Here is an 18,053-nt window from a genome sequence, read left to right as displayed (position 1 = left end):
CATGACGATGCCGCGAACATCCAGAAACACCATCCTCCTCTCTTCCCTGCTATTGAGCACCACGGCTATCCCCCTATCTGCTCAGTCAAGCTTTGAGGAGGCAGCCTCAGTTCTATCGCAACACTGTATCTCATGCCATGGGCCTGACAAATCCAAAGGTGGTCTGCGCTTAGACAACCTGGAAGCCTTTCTTGAGGGAGGAGACAACGAGGATGCAATCAGCATGGACTCACCTCTGGAATCTCATCTGCTCAAAGTCATCTCACTACCTCATGATCACGATGACATCATGCCGCCGAAAGGACGTCCACTGAATCAAGAGGAGATCAAAAAGCTAAGAGAATGGTTTTCCGCCAAAGCCCCTTGGCCAGAAGGCGCCACGATTAAAGAGAAAAAATCCCAGCCCAGCGTGGCTGCACTCTCCAAAAACCTAGAGAAGCTGAGTGCATTCCCCTCAAAAATAAGCCTGGAGTCCGCCTCAGATTATCACTCGCTCATCATCTATGGACACTACAAAGATGACACCACAAAGGACCTAACAGACATATCTACATACACCCTAACTGACCCAAGCATTGCCAAAATAGAGGGCAACAAACTAACTCCTCTTAAAGATGGCACTACCTCTATCCAGATCAATCTGGGCGAACACAAGGTTCTTGTTCCTCTGAGCGTCAAGGATGCCGACAAGGAACGTCCGATTTCATTTCAGCTTGATGTAATGCCAGTCCTGACAGCTGCTGGCTGCAACACCGGCTCCTGCCATGGTTCAGCCCGGGGCCAAGACGGTTTCCACCTCTCCCTTTTCGGCTTTGACCCTAAGGGCGATTACCACCGACTTACCAAAGAACTTCCAGGCAGAAGACTGAATCTAGCGATCCCGGAAGAATCCCTACTCTTGACCAAAGCCGCTGGCCAAGTTCCTCACACAGGAGGAAAAATTCTGCTACCTGACTCCCCAGGATACGCCACCCTTCTAAAATGGATCCAGTCGGGGGCCAAGTTCGACAAGGATGACATCCCTCACCCCACATCCATTGAGGTGGAGCCTAAGCAAATCGTCACCAAAGGCTCCGAAGAGAGATCCAGATTCACCGTGAGAGCAAGATATTCTGACGGCACGGATCGAGATGTCACCGAGCTGTCTACCTTCACCACAAGTAATGACAACTCACTTTCTATCGTACCCAAAACATTCGCACAGGTTGAGTCGAAGAAACGAGGAGAAGCTTTTATCATGGCTCGGTTCCACACCTTTACAGAGGGTTCTCAAGGAATTGTGATCCCTGCAGAGGACCATTACAGCGCGCCCGCCATAGGAGCTTACAATTATATCGATGAACACATTCACCGCAAATTAGGCAAGCTACACATTACCCCCTCTGACGTTTGCTCAGACGAGGTATTTGTCAGACGCGTCTATTTGGACATCCTTGGGAAGCTGCCCACCCCGGAGCAAAGAACCTCCTTCCTCGCCAATCAAGCTACCGACAAACGTTCTGCACTTGTGGACCATCTGTTAGAACAACCAGAGTTTACCGACATTTGGGTCATGAAGTGGGCTGAACTCCTGCAAATTAGGACCTTCAACAATGAAGTAAGCTACAAGGCTGCCATTCTTTACCACACCTGGTTACGCGAGCAGATCGCCTCTAACCGCCCCTTCAACCTGATTGTTAAGGATATCATCTCCGCCAAAGGCGGAACCTTCGCCAACCCTCCGACCAATTTTTACCAAATCGAGCGGGACAACCTGAAACTCACTGAGAATGTGGCCCAGGTATTTATGGGCACCCGCATCCAATGCGCCCAATGTCACAACCACCCATTCGACCGCTGGACTATGGACGACTACTATGGTTTCGCAGCATTCTTCTCTGAGGTGAAGCGCAAGCAGGCTGAAGACCCGCGTGAGCAGATTATCTTCGATGGACGCGGTGATGTAAAACACCCGGTCACCAAAGAGAATGTGAAGCCCAGGTTTCTGGGCGGAGGTGAACCTGAGGACGACCGGAGAAAGCGCCGTGAGCACATTGCAGATTGGCTGACATCTCCTGACAACCCCTGGTTTGCACGCAATGTTTCCAATATCATGTGGGATCACTTTTTCGGAATCGGCATCGTAAACCCTGTCGATGATGTACGGGTATCAAATCCCCCCTCCAACCCGGAGCTACTAGATGATTTAGCTCAGCATTTTGTAGACTATGATTACGACTTCCGCCGACTAGTCAGAGACATCTGCACATCACGCACCTACCAGCTTTCAACACAAGTTAATGATACCAACCAGAGTGATACCACCAACTTTTCTCATGCCATCCCTCGTCGCCTGCGAGCAGAAGTATTGTTAGACACTATCTCTCAAGTCACCAACACGCCAAACAAGTTCAAAGGCCTCCCCAAGGGAGCTAAAGCGGTACGTATTGCCGATGGAAATACCTCTACTTATTTCCTGACCACCTTCGGACGCGCCACACGCCAGACAGTATGTTCTTGTGAGGTGAAGCTAGAGCCCAATCTCTCGCAGGCACTACACCTACTCAATGGTGACTCTACCAACAACCGGATACGCCAAGGTAAAATCATCCAGCAGCAACTGGACGCGAAGAAAACCAACCAAGAGATCATTACTCACCTTTATCTCACAACACTGACCCGTGAGCCGACCGCAAAAGAACTCAATAATCTACAAGGCTACCTGAAAGAGGCTAACGAGCGCAATCAGCGGCAAGCCATACTAGAAGACATCTTCTGGGCTCTCCTGAACTCCAAAGAATTCATCTTCAACCACTAGATCGAGCCATGCCCGTACTTTTCAACAGACTTAACTCTATCTACCTCAGGTTGATTCCAGCCGCACTGATCAGCAGTGCCCTAGCACAAGAGAAGATCACTTATCAAGACCACGTTCTTCCTATCTTAGAGAACTCTTGTACAAACTGCCACAACCCAGACAAGAAGAAGGGAGGCCTGGACCTCAGCTCATACTCCGCAGCCATGGCTGGTGGTTCTGGTGGTAAAATTGCCGACGCAGGTGATGGAGCTAGCTCCCGCATTTTCCTCACTTCTACACACTCAGAAGAGCCATTCATGCCCCCCAAAGGTGAAAAGCTCAGCAAAAAGGAGACCGATCTTATCCGGGCTTGGATTGATGGAGGACTGTTAGAAACTAAAGACTCCAAGGCTAAAAAATCAGATACGCCTAAGATATCCTTCAGTCAGGTCGACACAGGAAAACCTGATGGCCCACCTCCACTCCCCGAACATGTCCTACTAGAACCCGTCATCACCCCAGAACATTCCACCGTGGTGAGGGACATCGCCTCCAGTCCATGGGCACCGCTAGTAGCCATCACCTCTCAGAGACAAGTCCTTCTTTACAACACGGACACACTCAGACTGGCAGGCGTATTGCCATTCCCTCAGGGTCAGCCTGACTCACTATCATTTCATCCATCTGGTAAATTCCTCACGGTAGGAGGCGGCGTACCTGGCAAATCAGGCACCACCATTACTTACAGCATTACAAATGGTCAGCCAGTCATGCAAATTGCCAAAGAGTACGATTCGGTGATCTCCACCTCGATACGCCCGGACATGAAAGCTATTGCGACAGGAGGACCTTCTCGTTTGATCAAGATTTGGCAAACAGCCACCAATAGCCAAGAGCACTCAATCAAGAAACACACCGACTGGGTGACAGCTCTGGCTTACTCTCCAGACGGTATCCTGCTGGCGTCAGCAGACCGCAACGGAGGCCTCTGGGTTTGGGAAGCTCACTCCGGCAATCTGCTACATACCCTAAGAGGCCACCAAGACCGGGTCACAGCGCTACGCTGGTCAGCGGACGCCAACTTCCTGGCCAGCGCTTCAGAAGACGGCACGCTTCGTTTTTGGGATATGCGCTCAGGCAAAGAGATCAAGAAGCTTGAGGCTCATAAGGCTGGAATTCTTGATTTCGACTGGGCTAGAGATGGACATATTCTCTCTGTTGGCCGTGACCACATGATCAAGCTTTGGACGCCAGATTACAAGATGGTTAAACAAATAGAAGCGAAAGAATCCTTACCTACTCAGGCAACCTTCTCTCACGACGCAAAACGTTTTATCACCAGTGACTATGCGGGAAAACTTTCTGTCTGGGACAGCAAAACACACCAAGTCATAGCTTCTCTAAGCTCGATACCTGCAGGCATCGCGCAACGATTGGAAAACATCCGATCTCAAGTCAACAAACTCCCAAATACCATCCAAACGACTGAGTCGAAAAACAAGGAGCTCTCAGATAAATTCAAGCAGCTACAAACCAACTGCAATCAAAGCAAGGAACTCATCGCAAAGAATAACCGAAAACGTGAAGAGCTTAAGAAAGCCATTGAGAGACACAATCATCAGGTCCGAGAACTGAATGAAACCATCTCCAAACTAGACGATGAGAGAAAGCAGCTTCTTGAGCTGAGGAAAAATACTCGCACCGCACTCCAAGACCACAGGAAACAGCTTTCACAATCTCAAAAAGACTGTGATCAAGCCAAACATAAGCGCGAACAGGCAAATAATCACATCAGCAAACTAAAGGCCGATCTAGAGAAGCTAAAAGAAGCCGCCGCTAATGAACCTGATAATAGTCAACTAACAGAAAAAATAGCCACCAAATCCGAACAACTCAGTAAACGAGAGTCTGAATTTAATGAACTCAAAACTCAGGAAAAATCTAGCTATGCGAAGCACGACTCTCTGGTCAAACTAACCCCCAAGATTGAGCAAAGCTCAAAAGATACGGAATCCAAGTGGCAAGCCACAGTGCCCTCTTGGGAGAAACTCACCAACTCCAGAAGAGAGATCAATGAAGCTCTGAAACAAGCGCATGCTTCTCTAAAGACCACTCAAGAAATCATTTCTAAAACCCAAAAGGCGCTACCCAATCTAGAAAAGCAACTCGAACAAACCAAAACTGAGCAGCACAAGATAGTCAAAGAACTGGAAAATACCCGAGCAAAGCAGCACAAGCTTCAGGAGCATGAGGCTTTTCTCGTGTCTGCTTCCATTAATACCGACCGCCTGCGCGCCAAGAACCTTCTGGAAGACCTTACTGCGAAACAGATAGGCCTTATGAATGAATTCTCGGAGTTCAGTAAAAGCAAGCAACCCGATACCCAGACGCTTTTCACACTCAGAAAGCAAATCGATGACATGGCTCTGAGCTGCCAGCGAGCCAGAGAAGAGTATCTGAAACTAGACCAAGAGTACTTCAGCTCACTCAAAAACTAATGACTCAGACCATTAGTCACTTAGTCACATGATTCTGGACAGGCCCACCTAGTTTGATCTAATCTATCAGAGCATGAAACACTCATGCATGAATGTGTGCTTACTGTCATGTCTGAACAAACCCCACCCTCTCCCCCCGTTACACCATCACCACAAGCAGAGAACACTCCTCCAGCGAAAGGAATGTCTACCGGAGCTAAGGTCGGCATTGGCTGCGGTGCTGCCGCTCTAGTCTGTGTGGTCATTGCCGCCATTGGTATCTGGATCGTTGTCGTTAAGGTCCGTAAATTCATTGAGAATCCTCAGAAAACCGCCGCTGAGCTCGTCATCAAGAACATCCCTGACTTGGAGGCTGCGGAATTTAATGACGAAGATCACACAGTCACCGTCGTCTATAAGAAAGACGGCAAGTCTTATACCCTAGACTACAAAGATGCGGCCAAGGGACAAATAGTACTCAAAGATAGTGACGGGAACGTCATCACCCTGGGCTCCAATGACACTTCTAAAATTCCCGGCTGGGTCCCCCAGCCTGACGGCCTGAGTAACATGAGAGTATTCTTTGTGGATAAGAACGACGAAGTAACCAAGGGGCAATACACGGCCACCTTAAGCGGCTCCGCAGAGAGCGCCTTTGAACAACTCAACTCCCAGCTCGGCGACCAGGACTACTCTACGAACCGCCACCACGTCTCCGCTGAGGGCTCTGGCCAATGGAACCTAACGGGTACCAAGGATAACAGAGAAGTGACTATTCTGATCTACTCTACCAAAGGAGACAACGGGATCACGGTCATTTGGAACCAAAAGTAGGGAACTCATTTGAGCGATTTCAACAAGGCTTTGCACTTGGGGCATGAAGGCATGCGCTTCAGTCCCTGATTGGCAAATTTACGAGCATTCTCCAAATCACTCTCATTTTGGTAGTACTCGGCCAAACGAAATTCCATCGGGTAGAGAATCTCGGGAGGTAGAAGGCGGGAGCTTGGGTGCTGCCTATCGATTGCCGACCTGTACCAGTTTGCAGCCAACTCACTCTCCGCGGAAAGCAGTCCTAGCAGTTCGAACTGGTGGATTTTGAGAGCCCCAAGGGCGCGAACATAATCCACATAGTATGGCTGCTGGACCATCTTTGGCTGGGCTTTCTGCATCAGTTCAAGGTTCTGCACCAGCTTGGCATAATATTCCCTTGCCTGCTCGGGCTTCCCAGCCTCCTCCGACTCCAATGCCCGGATATAGAGAGTATAACCATCAATGACAATTTTGTAGGGGTCAAACCCGCCAGAAGCTTGAGCCGGTAAAGTAGGTAGTACGCTGAGAGCTTTTTTGAGATCTCCTTTGCCTCCTCTGGCCAAATAGATTTGAGCAGGTAGAAGCTTTGCATGCCATTGCAAGGCGGTGGCCACTTGGGAAAATTGCCTACCATCAGGCAACTCGATGGATTTCACTTCACCTAGTAACTGGAGAGCATCTTGAATCTTCCCTTCAGCATACAGCACAGCGGCCAGAAAAATCTTCGCCCGACATAAGCCGATGGCATTCACATCCGAGATCTGATCGTTGCTCTGCCACTGACTGTAGAGTTCAATAGCTCTCTCGAAAGACAAGCGAGCAAGCTCCAGTTCACCACTGCGCCATGCCAGGTGACCTAATACCGCATGCCAGGTTGGTAACTTACCCTCACTCAGCACCACTAGTTTCTTTGCTGTAGGCATCAAAACCTGCATGACATCGACAGCTTGATAAGGAGCTTCGGCCTGCATCATTAACCAAAAGTTCAATACCAGAGGATTTTCTGGGTACAAGTCAACCAGCTCTCTCACTTTTGCCAAAGACGCTCTTTGAGATGGTCGTATGTCGCCGTAATCACTGTAGCCTCCACGCTCAAGAAATGCGGCCAAGAGCTTCAGTTGGAGATCCTTTGGATACTTGTTGGATAGTTGCCTGAAAGCCTTTGAGCCCGGACCGGACCCTTCCGTTAACAGTGTAGCGATACAGAAAGCATAGCCCCGCTCAATGTCTGGATAATACCATCTGGCTTGCTCACCCTCACCAACTTTGTACTCCGAGAGTGTGATCATTCGGTTAAAGGCTTTCGCTCTCTCCGCTTTCCATTCGTGAGTGGGGTTTGCCACTGAGAGAACCAGCCCACAGTAAGCCATCAAGCAATTTGGATCCTTCTTTAGGGCAGTGGTAAAGTGGCGATAAGCTTCAAAGTCCCATGAGGCGTGTAGTAACACAAAGCCTTGGTTCACGTGCTTGCGTACTGATTCGTCCTCCGTAAAAACCAGTAGATTCAACTCACCCACTCCATTCCAGAATCTAGGTTCAGGTAACTTAGCCACCGGCTCAGCAATGACCGAGTTCACATCGAACTGCTTTTCATCCTCTGCTCCGGCACTGAGCAGAGACATCAGGAGGAGCAGACTAGCGAGAATGATTCTTTGCATGCAGCCACTATTCCTATTCAGCATCTTCTATCAATCAGGAAACACGATCTCAGGGAGAATCCATGAGTTAATCTGGACAGCCATACACTCATCAAGCATGATAGATCTATGAAGTTAGGATTAATCGGATGCGGCAAAATGGGCCGCGCACTACTCGAAGGAGCACTCAAAGCCGGTATCGTAAAAGCAGAAGACGTCTATGTATCCTCCCGTACTGCGGAGACACGCCAGGCTCTCTCTGATGAACTCGGTGTGAACGCGGTGGAGAGCAATGTGGAAGTAGTTCAGAATTCTAATGCCGTCTACCTCTGCACGAAGCCACATATCATCCCACTCGTTCTCGTGGAACTGAATGAAGAGCCAGAATGCCTCAATGATGTCCTCCTCATTTCAGCTGCTGCAGGCCTCACCCTGGAGACTCTGGAGTCACCACTACCTCATGGCACCCGCATGGTGCGCTGCATGCCAAATACTCCTTCTCTCATCGGCAAAGGGGCAGCCGCCTACACGCTAGGCACCCATGCCAATGATGCTGATGCAGAGACTACTTGCAAGCTACTCGGCGCAGCCGGCAGCGTGATTGAGGTACCGGAAAAACTCATGGATGCGGTCACAGGCGTATCCGGCTCAGGCCCTGCCTACGTTTATACCTTTATCGAAGCACTCGCAGACGGCGGTGTCTTTGAGGGGCTTCCACGTCAACAAGCGCTCGAACTGGCTACTCAGACCGTTCTGGGAGCAGCCTCCATGGTAGCTGAGACAGGCCTGCACCCGGCGATTTTGCGTGATATGGTCTGCTCTCCAGGCGGAACTACGATCACGGCCGTAAAGGCTTTGGAGGACAATGGCTTCCGTTCTGCTGCCATCAATGCAGTAAGCGCCTCAGCCAACAAGGCGCGTGAGCTGGGCAGAAAATAACCACCTCACGGTCATAAATTTGGGAGACTCACGAAAGATTTGACATTCGTGGTCGTATCCCTCATTCCCGATTTGCGATTTGCAACATCGGTAAACAAGCCTAGACTAATCTTATGAATACTTATCTACTCTTCCTTGGAAGTTTCGGCGGTCAGGAAATGATGATCGTTTTCCTCATCGTCTTGCTTCTCTTTGGAGCAAAAAAACTTCCTCAGCTCGCACGAGGCATTGGTAAGAGCATGGGTGAATTTAAACGCGCGAGAGACGAATTCGAACAAGAAATCACCCGTAGTGAGGACGAAGTCTCCGCTAAAAAGCCCGCTAAAACAGAAGAAGCATCAAAAGACGCTTAATTTAGTGCCGCATGCACAGTTTTCCCAAACCCCCGCGAGCGATTCAGCTTAGCGGGGTTTTTTGTCTCTGCCTGACGCTCTTGCTTCTCACTGGGTGCGACAAACGCCCTGCCACCGAGACCTGGAAGCCACGCAGTACCTCAGGACAGGTAGAGCATGAGCAAGCGAGCGCGCCTATCGATGCACCGCGCCCCTTGGATCATCCGGTCACTGGCAAGCTGCCAGCACGCTTTGTTTCCTATAATCTCAGGAATTACCTGACAATGGTGCGCCACGATGACGACAAGAAATCGATGCGCTCCAAGCCGGAAAAAGAAATCACAGCTCTGATCAGTGTACTGACCAAGGCCCAGCCTGACGTCCTAGGAGTGTGTGAGATCGGTACACAGGCAGATCTGGACAACCTTCAAGACAGGCTAGAAGCGAATGGCCTCGAGCTCCCACACAGCCATTTATGCAGTGGCTCTGACCCTTACCGTCGTCAGGCCATTCTCTCCCGCTACCCGATCACTGTGAGCCCTAAGCCAAATATCAATTTCCAGATGGATGGCAGGAATTTTCAAATGTTCAGGGGAATTTTGGATGTCTCCATACAACTTCCAGGTGGCCCTGTGCGTTTTCTCGGAGTTCATTTGAAATCCAAGCGCAAGGTTCCTGAATACGACGAGGAGCTCATGCGCCGGCATGAAGCTTACCTCTTGGCTCAACATCTTGCCAAACTTGGAGACCATCCGGCATTGCTGCTTTATGGTGACTTCAATGACACCAAGCGCTCCACCAGTATTCGAAGCATCACTAAGCATTTAAAACCTCTTAACCTTAAAGATAAGGATCTGAGCACTTGGACGCACTACTGGGAGTATCAGGACGTCTATTCCCGCTTTGACTACATCTTCGTTTCCAAGAGACTGGAAAAACGAATCAATCACGCCAAGAGTCACATCATTAGCTCTCCCGAGGTCAGAAAAGCCAGTGACCACAGGCCTCTCTACGTGGAAATCAACTAAAGCAACTTCTTGAAGGCCTTGGAATTCCTGCCACTGCACTCCAGCACCTTCCTTCTATCCTCAGGCAGTTCCGCTACATTCATTTCAGCATAACCAAGCCTATCCTGGAAGAAAGCCGCAGCCCGGTTGGTCAGCGCAAAGACTGCGGGCATCCCAAGCTGGCGCGCTTTATTCTCCATATAATGCACGAGGTCAGCCCCGTATCCAGTGCTGCCGTGTGATTGTTTTACATAGAGGCAAGCAATCTCAGCGATGCCGTCATATTCGTACAGAGCCACACAGCCGACCACGTTATCGTCGACTTGCATCACGGCATAAGCATCCAGACACTCAGCTATGTCTTCATAGTGCCGTGGGACGAGATTGGTGTTTCGTACCGAACGCCCAATCATGCCCAGCAACTCGGAAATATCCTCTTCTTTTAGTGGCCGAATTTGACGATACTTGTCATTGTAAACCATGGTGCCCACCCCCTCGTTGGAAAAGAGCTCATCCAGCAGCACTCCGGGAATGTTTGCATTAAGCATGTGTACACGCTTCACACCCTCACTGCATGCCTTGGCAGCCTGCTGTAAGAGACCTTTATCTTTTTCCCTGAGCTCATCACCAATGCCTGAAATTTCGACTACACGGAGGAATTTCACGACTTCACCTTGCTTGCTTACAGGCTCACAGTCAGAAAGAACAATGACTTTGGCCGCCTCCATAGCGACAGCCTGTTGAATCAGAGTGTCTGACAACAAGCCTCCACAACGGTCAATCAGTAAAGCCTGACCACGATTTGTCACCTGCTTGAGCACCTCCAGATTTTCAAGATCTCCAGCTTGGTGAGCTGCACGAAACTCAAGATCCACAGACCAATCGAGAAAATCCTCCCGCTCCAGCTCATCCAATACAAGCATCAGCTTCACTCCAATTGATTGGAGTGCAGAAATATCCATGACGACCTCAGCCTTCGCGGTTTCACTCAGCAATGACCAGTCCAGATCTATCACGAAGAGCTTGCCCCGAAACTGAGGGACATAGTGCAGTAAGCCTCTTAAGTCTGTAGCGGATGTGTTCATGATTTAGTGCAGATGCATGGCTGCCTTGTGAGCCTCCTCTGGCACCAAGTCTTTCCACTCCTCGGTACCTTCGGCAATCATCTGCTGAATGTCACGGCCTGTGTATCTTAGCAAGCTTTGATCTCCACATTCGATTCCAAGAATCATCCTGTTATCCAGGAAATGCTGATAGAGATGCTTGAGATGATCTACCACCTTGAAGTTCTCGGCCGTGACCAATTCTCCATTCGAACGGTTCTTCCAAGGATACACGTACAAGGCCAGCTCTGTCTTAAACAAGCGACCAAAGGACTCCAAGATACCACCTGCTAGATTCTCAGACCACTTCTCTTTGAAAAGTTCATTAAGCAATCCAATACTCAAAATAATCGCGATGGGTTCTGCGGTATATCGGCTCAGATAGGAAGCGATACGGTGGAATTCCGGACAGCGGGAGATCAATACGGTCTGCCCCAGAGCCTGCATGGCATCCGCTCTGTCCAGAAACTTCACATGGTCTACCTCACCTCCACGCAGTAGATTGTTCATCGAAATCTCACAGAGTGTCATCATGCGCTCCTTCTGAGGGTCATCTAGGACATCTTCAAAATTTGATTTGGTCTGCGCCATCATATCCATGTGCAACTTCATCACTGGATCGAAACTTCCTCGTAGCAAAGCCACTGGCCTTTTGTACAAAGCTTCAGCTGGCTGCACGACCTCGCCATCAGGCAAGAACATCGCCGCATCCGTTAGACCACTCTGAACCAACTGCAGTGAACAAAGCCTATTATCTACAAACCGGAAATCCTCGCCCAAGAACTTGAGCATATCTACCTCTACGCGCCCATCAGTCAAATTATCCACCAAGGATTCCACAAAGCGCTCCAAGTTATCCCGGTGATAGAATGCAGCATAGATTAGATTGAGCCCGATAATTCCAAGAGCCTCCATCTGCTCCATATTTTCTTTTTCCAGAAGGCGAATATGGCAAAGGATGTCACATGGCTCGCCACCGGGACGCAATTGCATGCGCACCCCGAGCCAGCCGTGGCACTCACCAGTATCGTTGTAGCCCCTGGCTCTAACCGTATTACAGAAAGCAAAAAAGGTTGTGCTCTCACCTCGTTGCTCCCGCAGGCGTTCAATGAGCAACTCATACTCATGATCTAGCATGGCACAGAGTCGCTCGCGTGACACGTAACGCTGGCATTTGCCGTAAATGGCATCACTCATCGTCATGTCATAGGCCGAAATGGTCTTCGCTACCGTACCAGCCGTACCAGAAGCTCTGAAGAACCAGTTTGCTACTTCCTGACCTGCTCCGATTTCAGCAAAAGTTCCATACTTTGCTGCATCCAAATTAATTCTGAGTGCTTTATTGTAGGAACTCAGTACCTCTTGGTTTTCCATGATTATTTCTGGGGTTCAAGCTCTTCGATCACCCATTTGGTATCAATGATTTCATCAATGATCACTTGATCTGTACTTATCGCATCCTCAGGATACTTGATTTTTAATACCACAAATAGTGTTCCACTCCCACCAATGGGGTTGAGCCTGTGGTACATCACACCGTTCTTAGGCACATAGCCTACGAAGGAGGCATCCTCGACTGGTGAAGTCAGTTCAAAGGCCGACCACTTATCATCCTGAAAACCAAGATTGTAGTAGCTACTGGGGCGACTGATCGCGCGAACAAGGACGGGCGTGGTAGATTTTTCGGCAGCAATGGTCTTCCATGGCTTCTCGGAGTATGCCACGGCACTTTCCCAGTCGATGTAGATCTTGCCATCTACCATCTGAGCAACACCGTCTTTGGTGGTATAGTCTGTGAGTCTCACTGAGTATTCAATCTTACTCGGATCATCCAGCAGAGCTGCCGAGCTCACTAAAGACTTAAATTTCTTTTTATTAAATGGGCGTGTGGAATAGTAGAGCTTCATTCGCTCATCAATTCCTTTTGTCCTCCTAACAACGCCTTTTAAATCCTCGATGCTCTCAGCTGCAAAGAACTTGGTAATTGAGTCTTTGAGCAAATCATCATGTTCCATCGGCTCGTAGACATCGGATACCTTCTTGACCTCAGGCTCTTGTTGCTGACCGGCATAGTCCGGAACAGCAGCTACTGAAGCATCACGTTCTGCAGGTGGCTCTACAGGAGAGGAATTAAAGATCATCATGAGGAGAGCACTAAACGCCCCCAAACCAATGATTCCAGCAGGAACAATCCAAACCCATGGCAGGCTGTGGTGCTCACTAGAATGCTCGCTGTGCGCCTGTGTGACGTCTCTATCCCAGTCAGGTTTACGGCGGTCAGCCCTACCTTGATGGGCCTCCCCACCTGAATGAGCTGCGCTGGCATGGGGGTGAGATCTCGACTTGCGCGGGTAGAGGACTTGCTCCTCCTCGCCTTTGAGCGGCACTATCAACAAATGCTTACAGCCAGGGCACTGCACCTGCTCTCCTAGCTGGCTGGAGTGGGCTGAAAAAACAAGCCTGCAGGAAGGACAGATGTAGCCTCCAAGCTCTGCTTTATTTTGCTGATCATTTGTCACACCCCAAAGTTAATGACCAGCCTCTTCAATAGGCAAGCCACCAATAAAAAATTTCACGATATCTATCCGATCAATCCTTGATTTCGGCACGGCCAGGTCTCGCTATTTTGATAGCGGCAGCCAAATCCTCCTGATTGAGCTGATCCAGATTCACTGCTCCAAGCCCTCTGGTTTCAGTTTCCGTGGTTAAATCCAGAGGGACAAATGATGGCTGCTCAGAACCATAAGGATCCTCCCCCAATAAAGTGGGTGCGGTTGGCTTAATAGGAATCACACTGACGATATCCTCCGGCTTGATCCCCTCATCTAGTGAAAAAGCCTCCGGATTCACATCATAAATGCCACTACCATGCTGATCACAGTAACCACGTGGCTGGTTGCGCACATAGAACACCTCATTGACTGCAGTACTGATCGTCTTTTGCTTCCCAGTAATCACATCGTGCTCGTACTCTTCACAATCACGCGTCGCCTTGAGACCGGAGACTTTACAAATGGAAACTTCGACGACGTCCTCAGGCTTACTGAAGGAGGAACCTCTGAGATCTCCTTTTAATTTGCTCATCGCACTCTCCCAGACAGGCATCACAGTATCTCTACTGAAAGCCGCTGGATAAATTGCCTCACGTGAACCGTCCCAGAAGCCGGCCCAAACCCCGCAGGTAACCCGGCTATTGAAACCCACAAACCAGTTGTCAGCGAAGTCACTGGTTGTACCTGTCTTGCCTGCTACATGCATACCCTCAAGTTGATCCAGTGCTCCCTGACCACTGCCAGTTTTGAGTACCTCTTGAAGCATAGACTGCATCAAGTAGGCCGTGGCAGGATGTAGAACCTTGTTGAACGAACTTTCCTGGGGAGCTTCATAAACCACTGAGCCATTGGCATCCTCAATCCTGGTCACCCAGACCATTTGCTTGGGAGCTTCACCTCCTCCGGCAAACGCTGAATAGGAACGTACTAACTGAGAGAGAGAGACAGACTCGGAACCAAGAAGAACACGTGTCAGAAGTTCACCGTCCGGCATTTTCAACCCCATCCGTGTAGCCATCTCTTTCACCTTATCCAGGCCAACTAGACGGCCAAGGCGAACAGTCGCAGCAATCTTGCTCGCAGCCAAGCCTCTACGCAGTGAGATATCTCCCTCGTAGATAGGATCCATAACTTCGCCGCCCCATTCTCCAAGAATGCCCTCCATTCCATCGATCATCACCTGTCTGTTATCCATGGCCTCGTCCAACAGGCGAGAAGCAGGGTTGAAACCAGTCTCCAGCGCGGAAGAGTAGATCACAGGGAAGAAAGCGGTACCCAAAGGCTTACTTCCTGACTCAATGAAATCGTATTGAGAATGAACAAAATCGCGCCCCCCCACATAAGCAATTACCTGACCATTGGTATTGTCGATCATGAGAGCAGCCCCTTGGAGATACTTAGGCTTGCTGGTATCGGTCATTCGGTAATCGCGGTATTTCGGATGCTTGTATCCTGAGTGCTGCTCAGCCTTGCTAAGTTGCTCTCGCAGCTTGCTCTCCAAGGCTTCCTGAACCTCAATATCGATCGATGTAAACACCCGGAAACCACCTTTGGCGAGCTCATCAGGATCCACATGCTTGTTCACAATCTCCGCCACGCGGTCGTAGAGATGGGAAGTTCCTCGCTGAATCGGCCGAGGGTTGAGCTCGATAGGCAAAGCCACTAGACGGTCCCTCTCCATTTCAGAAATCATGCCCTCAATCGCCATACGTCTAATGACGTGATCTCTGGCTTTCTTGTTATTTTTCTTACTCCGCGAAGGGGAGAACACAGAGGGGTTCTTGATACAGCCAACGAGTGAGGCACACTCCTGAGTTTCCAGATCTTTCGGCTCCTTTCCAAAATAGCCCAGAGCTGCGGAGCGTACTCCATAGTAGCCATTACCAAAAGCCACCCTGTTGAGATAAAACTCTAGAATCTCATGCTTCGAGTAGCGCTCTTCGATCCGGAAAGAGAGGAATATTTCCACCAGCTTTCGCTCATAGGCACTCTCTCCTTTTTCGATAGCCTCCTCCTTTAAGTGAAATGCATTACGAGCCAGCTGCTGAGTCAGTGTACTTGCACCGGAATCCTCACTGCCTGACTTAAAGTTCAAATAGGCCGCACGTCCAATCCCCATGTAATCCACACCATTGTGCTCGAAAAAGCGTGAATCCTCACCAGCAACCAGAGCATCGATCATTTTTTGGGGAATCTGCTCAATTCCGATCGCATGACGGTTTTCCACGAAAATACGCCCCAGTTCCCGCTGGTTACGGTCATAAATCATGCTGGGCAACTCAATCTCATTGATCTTGGATAGATCGTAAGTTTCCGCCCGGTCACGATATGGCTTGGTACCGATGGAATACCCAAGATAGGCTACCAAACAGCCCACCAAGCACAAAGACGCAAGAAAGATAAACCATTTGCGCTTGAAGATTGCCTTCTTGCGCACCTTTCTGCGTGAGTTAAACTTTTTGCGACCCATGAGTATGAATGATTCCCGAGACTGTGCCGGTCCTGTTGGCAGTTATCCTTACCCCCATTATGGCACGGAGGCAACCCCCGCGTTACATTCTCTCATTCAGAATGAGATACGTGAACGCGGTCCGATTTCTTTCGCACGCTACATGGAGCTAGCCCTGTACCACGATTCTCTTGGCTACTACACCAGAGGCAAACAGAATATCGGCAAGGAAGGCGACTTCATCACCAGTGTCAGCATCGGCAAAACATTCGGCACCATTCTGGCTCACCGTATCTACAACTACTGGACGGAGTGTGGTAGCCCCTCTTCATTTCACCTGGTGGAGCTGGCAGCGAACGACGGCCAGCTCGCCTTGGACATCCTCAGCGAGCTCAGGGACTCATTTCCGGAATTATTCGCCTCCGTCCGCTATCACATCTGCGAGCATCTGCCCGTCATGGCAAAGCTCCAAGCTGATAAGCTGCAAAGCTTCTCCCAGCTTCTCAGTCACTACAATGACCCTGCGGAGCTATCCGAGCAGGCCCTCTCGGGCATTGCACTCAGTAATGAGCTTATAGACGCCATGCCAGTGAGGCTGGTGAGAAAATATCAAGCGCAATGGCATGAACTCCTGGTCACAAACGACGAAGAAGGATTCGCATACACTGAATCGGCCGAGCTAGACACCGAGCTTCAACAATTCACCCAAAAGCTTCCTCCAGAGCTCTGCGAGGGCTACACCACGGAATATCGCCCACGTCTGGCGGAATTCTGCCATTCCGTAGCTGGCATACTCGAGACAGGTCTAGTGATCACCATTGACTACGGTTACAGCCGAAGTGCCTATTACGACGAGCACCGTACTACAGGAACACTGCGGACATACTTCAAGCACCAGGCAGGTGAAGATCCCCTAATTGAGCCAGGCAGGCTAGATATCACAGCTCATGTAGACTTTACCCAGCTGGCCTTAGCCTTCAGAGAAGCTGGATTGGGCATCACGGATTTCTCCCCTCAAGCCAGCTACCTGACTCGTCACGGTAGCTGCTGGCTACAGGGATTGGAACAACTCCCCTGGGAGAAGCAGCAAAAGTTCATCCGCCAATTCCAAACCCTCACGCACCCATCTATGATGGGCCGCCAGTTTCTGGTGCTCGAATGCAAAAAGGGATGCCCTGATGCACCTCGCGCAATTGACCTGTGCGAGATCAACACAACAAGCTCATCATAAACAGCTGACAAAATCTCTATCCTTGCAAACCTAGCCCGATCACGATAGCCTACATTTTGGCTGGCTTGAAAACCCCTACTAGATAGTCAGCCACGGTAATCCGGTCCACCCCCCAAGTGGTAAAATCTCATCAACTCCGGAAGCTCGCAGTCTATATGATGCGGGCTTTCCTGTTTAATAGACGCCACTCAGCAAAGCGACTTTACAAATCTTTGCAGAATCTACTGGAAGAAACCCTTGAGCCCATCCACGACTCCACCCAAGTCAGGCGTGTCACCTTTGGATATAGCATCAACAGTTCCTTGCAAGTTTTCGGGCAACTTCTCTTTTACGAAACCGAGGACCATTTCAATGGCCTGAGTAGCTGCGGCTTCATCCAAGCCGAACCGATCCATGAGCTGTTGCTTAAGGGCATCAATATTCATCAAACTAAAAGCAATGGGGTTATTAAAGTACCGAGGACAGGAATCGAACCTGCACATCCGAAGATACCTGATCCTAAGTCAGGCGCGTCTACCAGTTCCGCCACCTCGGCATTTTTAGATTCTCTTACAAGATCATTCAAGTGGTCTAGTCACTGAAATCCCCTGTCAGAGCTGGGCTACTAGTAATGCTACCCCACCTGCGAGGCAAGATTAATCGTTATCCCATGCGATAAAATACCTCGGAGACTCGGTCCGTTCTCGGGAAGAAATGCAACACCATCATCTCCGCCACATGCGGATCCAGCGGCTAAA

Annotated in this window: 13 protein-coding genes and 1 tRNA gene; 7 read left to right on the top strand and 7 right to left on the bottom strand. The window is 49.8% G+C overall.

Annotation, left to right across the window (positions count from 1 at the left end; genetic code table 11):
• The first annotated feature begins 1 nt into the window (after nucleotide 1).
• From BUB27_RS15065 to BUB27_RS15055, 3 genes are all read left to right on the top strand, one after another.
• Nucleotides 2-2,797, top strand: a complete 2,796-nt coding sequence (locus BUB27_RS15065) for a PSD1 and planctomycete cytochrome C domain-containing protein (RefSeq protein ID WP_200797136.1) — start codon at nucleotides 2-4, stop codon at nucleotides 2,795-2,797.
• A gap of 8 nt (nucleotides 2,798-2,805) precedes the next feature.
• On the top strand, nucleotides 2,806-5,274 hold the full coding sequence (locus tag BUB27_RS15060) for a WD40 domain-containing protein (RefSeq protein WP_143184686.1): 2,469 nt from the start codon (nucleotides 2,806-2,808) through the stop codon (nucleotides 5,272-5,274).
• A gap of 108 nt (nucleotides 5,275-5,382) precedes the next feature.
• Nucleotides 5,383-6,087 carry a hypothetical protein gene (locus BUB27_RS15055; protein WP_143184685.1) on the top strand — a complete coding sequence of 235 codons (705 nt, stop codon included), beginning with the start codon at nucleotides 5,383-5,385 and terminating at the stop codon, nucleotides 6,085-6,087.
• A 5-nt stretch (nucleotides 6,088-6,092) separates the two neighbouring features.
• Here the strand turns inward: BUB27_RS15055 and BUB27_RS15050 are convergent, their stop codons facing one another.
• Nucleotides 6,093-7,724: a tetratricopeptide repeat protein gene (locus BUB27_RS15050; protein WP_159434994.1), complete on the bottom strand. Its 1,632-nt coding sequence runs from the start codon at nucleotides 7,722-7,724 to the stop codon at nucleotides 6,093-6,095.
• 108 nt (nucleotides 7,725-7,832) lie between these two features.
• Here BUB27_RS15050 and proC point away from each other — a divergent pair, with 108 nt between their 5' ends.
• The 3 genes from proC (at nucleotide 7,833) to BUB27_RS15035 (ending at nucleotide 10,002) form a co-directional block, all read left to right on the top strand.
• Nucleotides 7,833-8,642: a pyrroline-5-carboxylate reductase gene (gene proC / locus BUB27_RS15045; RefSeq protein ID WP_143184683.1), complete on the top strand. Its 810-nt coding sequence runs from the start codon at nucleotides 7,833-7,835 to the stop codon at nucleotides 8,640-8,642.
• A 113-nt stretch (nucleotides 8,643-8,755) separates the two neighbouring features.
• A complete protein-coding gene (locus BUB27_RS15040) occupies nucleotides 8,756-8,995 on the top strand; it encodes a Sec-independent protein translocase subunit TatA/TatB (RefSeq protein ID WP_143184682.1) in 240 nt (79 codons plus the stop codon).
• Nucleotides 8,996-9,075: 80 nt separating this feature from the next.
• A complete protein-coding gene (locus tag BUB27_RS15035; RefSeq protein WP_159434993.1) occupies nucleotides 9,076-10,002 on the top strand; it encodes an endonuclease/exonuclease/phosphatase family protein in 927 nt (308 codons plus the stop codon).
• On the opposite strand, the gene BUB27_RS15030 is transcribed toward BUB27_RS15035, so the two are convergent.
• The 4 genes from BUB27_RS15030 to BUB27_RS15015 form a co-directional block, all read right to left on the bottom strand.
• Complete coding sequence (locus tag BUB27_RS15030) at nucleotides 9,999-11,066, bottom strand: GNAT family N-acetyltransferase (protein WP_143184680.1); 1,068 nt, start codon at nucleotides 11,064-11,066, stop codon at nucleotides 9,999-10,001. The two genes, BUB27_RS15035 and BUB27_RS15030, sit on opposite strands and share 4 nt — an antisense overlap.
• A 3-nt stretch (nucleotides 11,067-11,069) precedes the next feature.
• Nucleotides 11,070-12,458, bottom strand: a complete 1,389-nt coding sequence (locus BUB27_RS15025; protein ID WP_143184679.1) for a TonB-dependent receptor — start codon at nucleotides 12,456-12,458, stop codon at nucleotides 11,070-11,072.
• 2 nt (nucleotides 12,459-12,460) lie between these two features.
• Nucleotides 12,461-13,603, bottom strand: a complete 1,143-nt coding sequence (locus BUB27_RS15020; RefSeq protein WP_159434992.1) for a hypothetical protein — start codon at nucleotides 13,601-13,603, stop codon at nucleotides 12,461-12,463.
• Nucleotides 13,604-13,673: 70 nt separating this feature from the next.
• Nucleotides 13,674-16,106 (bottom strand): transglycosylase domain-containing protein, encoded by a 2,433-nt coding sequence (locus tag BUB27_RS15015; protein WP_143184677.1) that lies wholly within the window; start codon nucleotides 16,104-16,106, stop codon nucleotides 13,674-13,676.
• Between the two features lie 142 nt (nucleotides 16,107-16,248).
• On the opposite strand from BUB27_RS15015, the gene BUB27_RS15010 reads away from it, so the two are divergent.
• A complete protein-coding gene (locus BUB27_RS15010; protein WP_159434991.1) occupies nucleotides 16,249-17,316 on the top strand; it encodes a class I SAM-dependent methyltransferase in 1,068 nt (355 codons plus the stop codon).
• A 221-nt stretch (nucleotides 17,317-17,537) separates the two neighbouring features.
• Here the strand turns inward: BUB27_RS15010 and BUB27_RS18960 are convergent, their stop codons facing one another.
• Complete coding sequence (locus BUB27_RS18960) at nucleotides 17,538-17,741, bottom strand: DUF2267 domain-containing protein (protein WP_159434990.1); 204 nt, start codon at nucleotides 17,739-17,741, stop codon at nucleotides 17,538-17,540.
• A gap of 28 nt (nucleotides 17,742-17,769) precedes the next feature.
• Nucleotides 17,770-17,851: transfer RNA gene (locus tag BUB27_RS15005), tRNA-Leu, on the bottom strand.
• Between the last annotated feature and the right edge of the window lie 202 nt (nucleotides 17,852-18,053).

The sequence above is a fragment of the Rubritalea squalenifaciens DSM 18772 genome (genome assembly GCF_900141815.1).
Taxonomy (GTDB): Bacteria; Verrucomicrobiota; Verrucomicrobiia; order Verrucomicrobiales; family Akkermansiaceae; genus Rubritalea; species Rubritalea squalenifaciens.
This window is presented reverse-complemented; position numbering and strand designations above follow the sequence as displayed.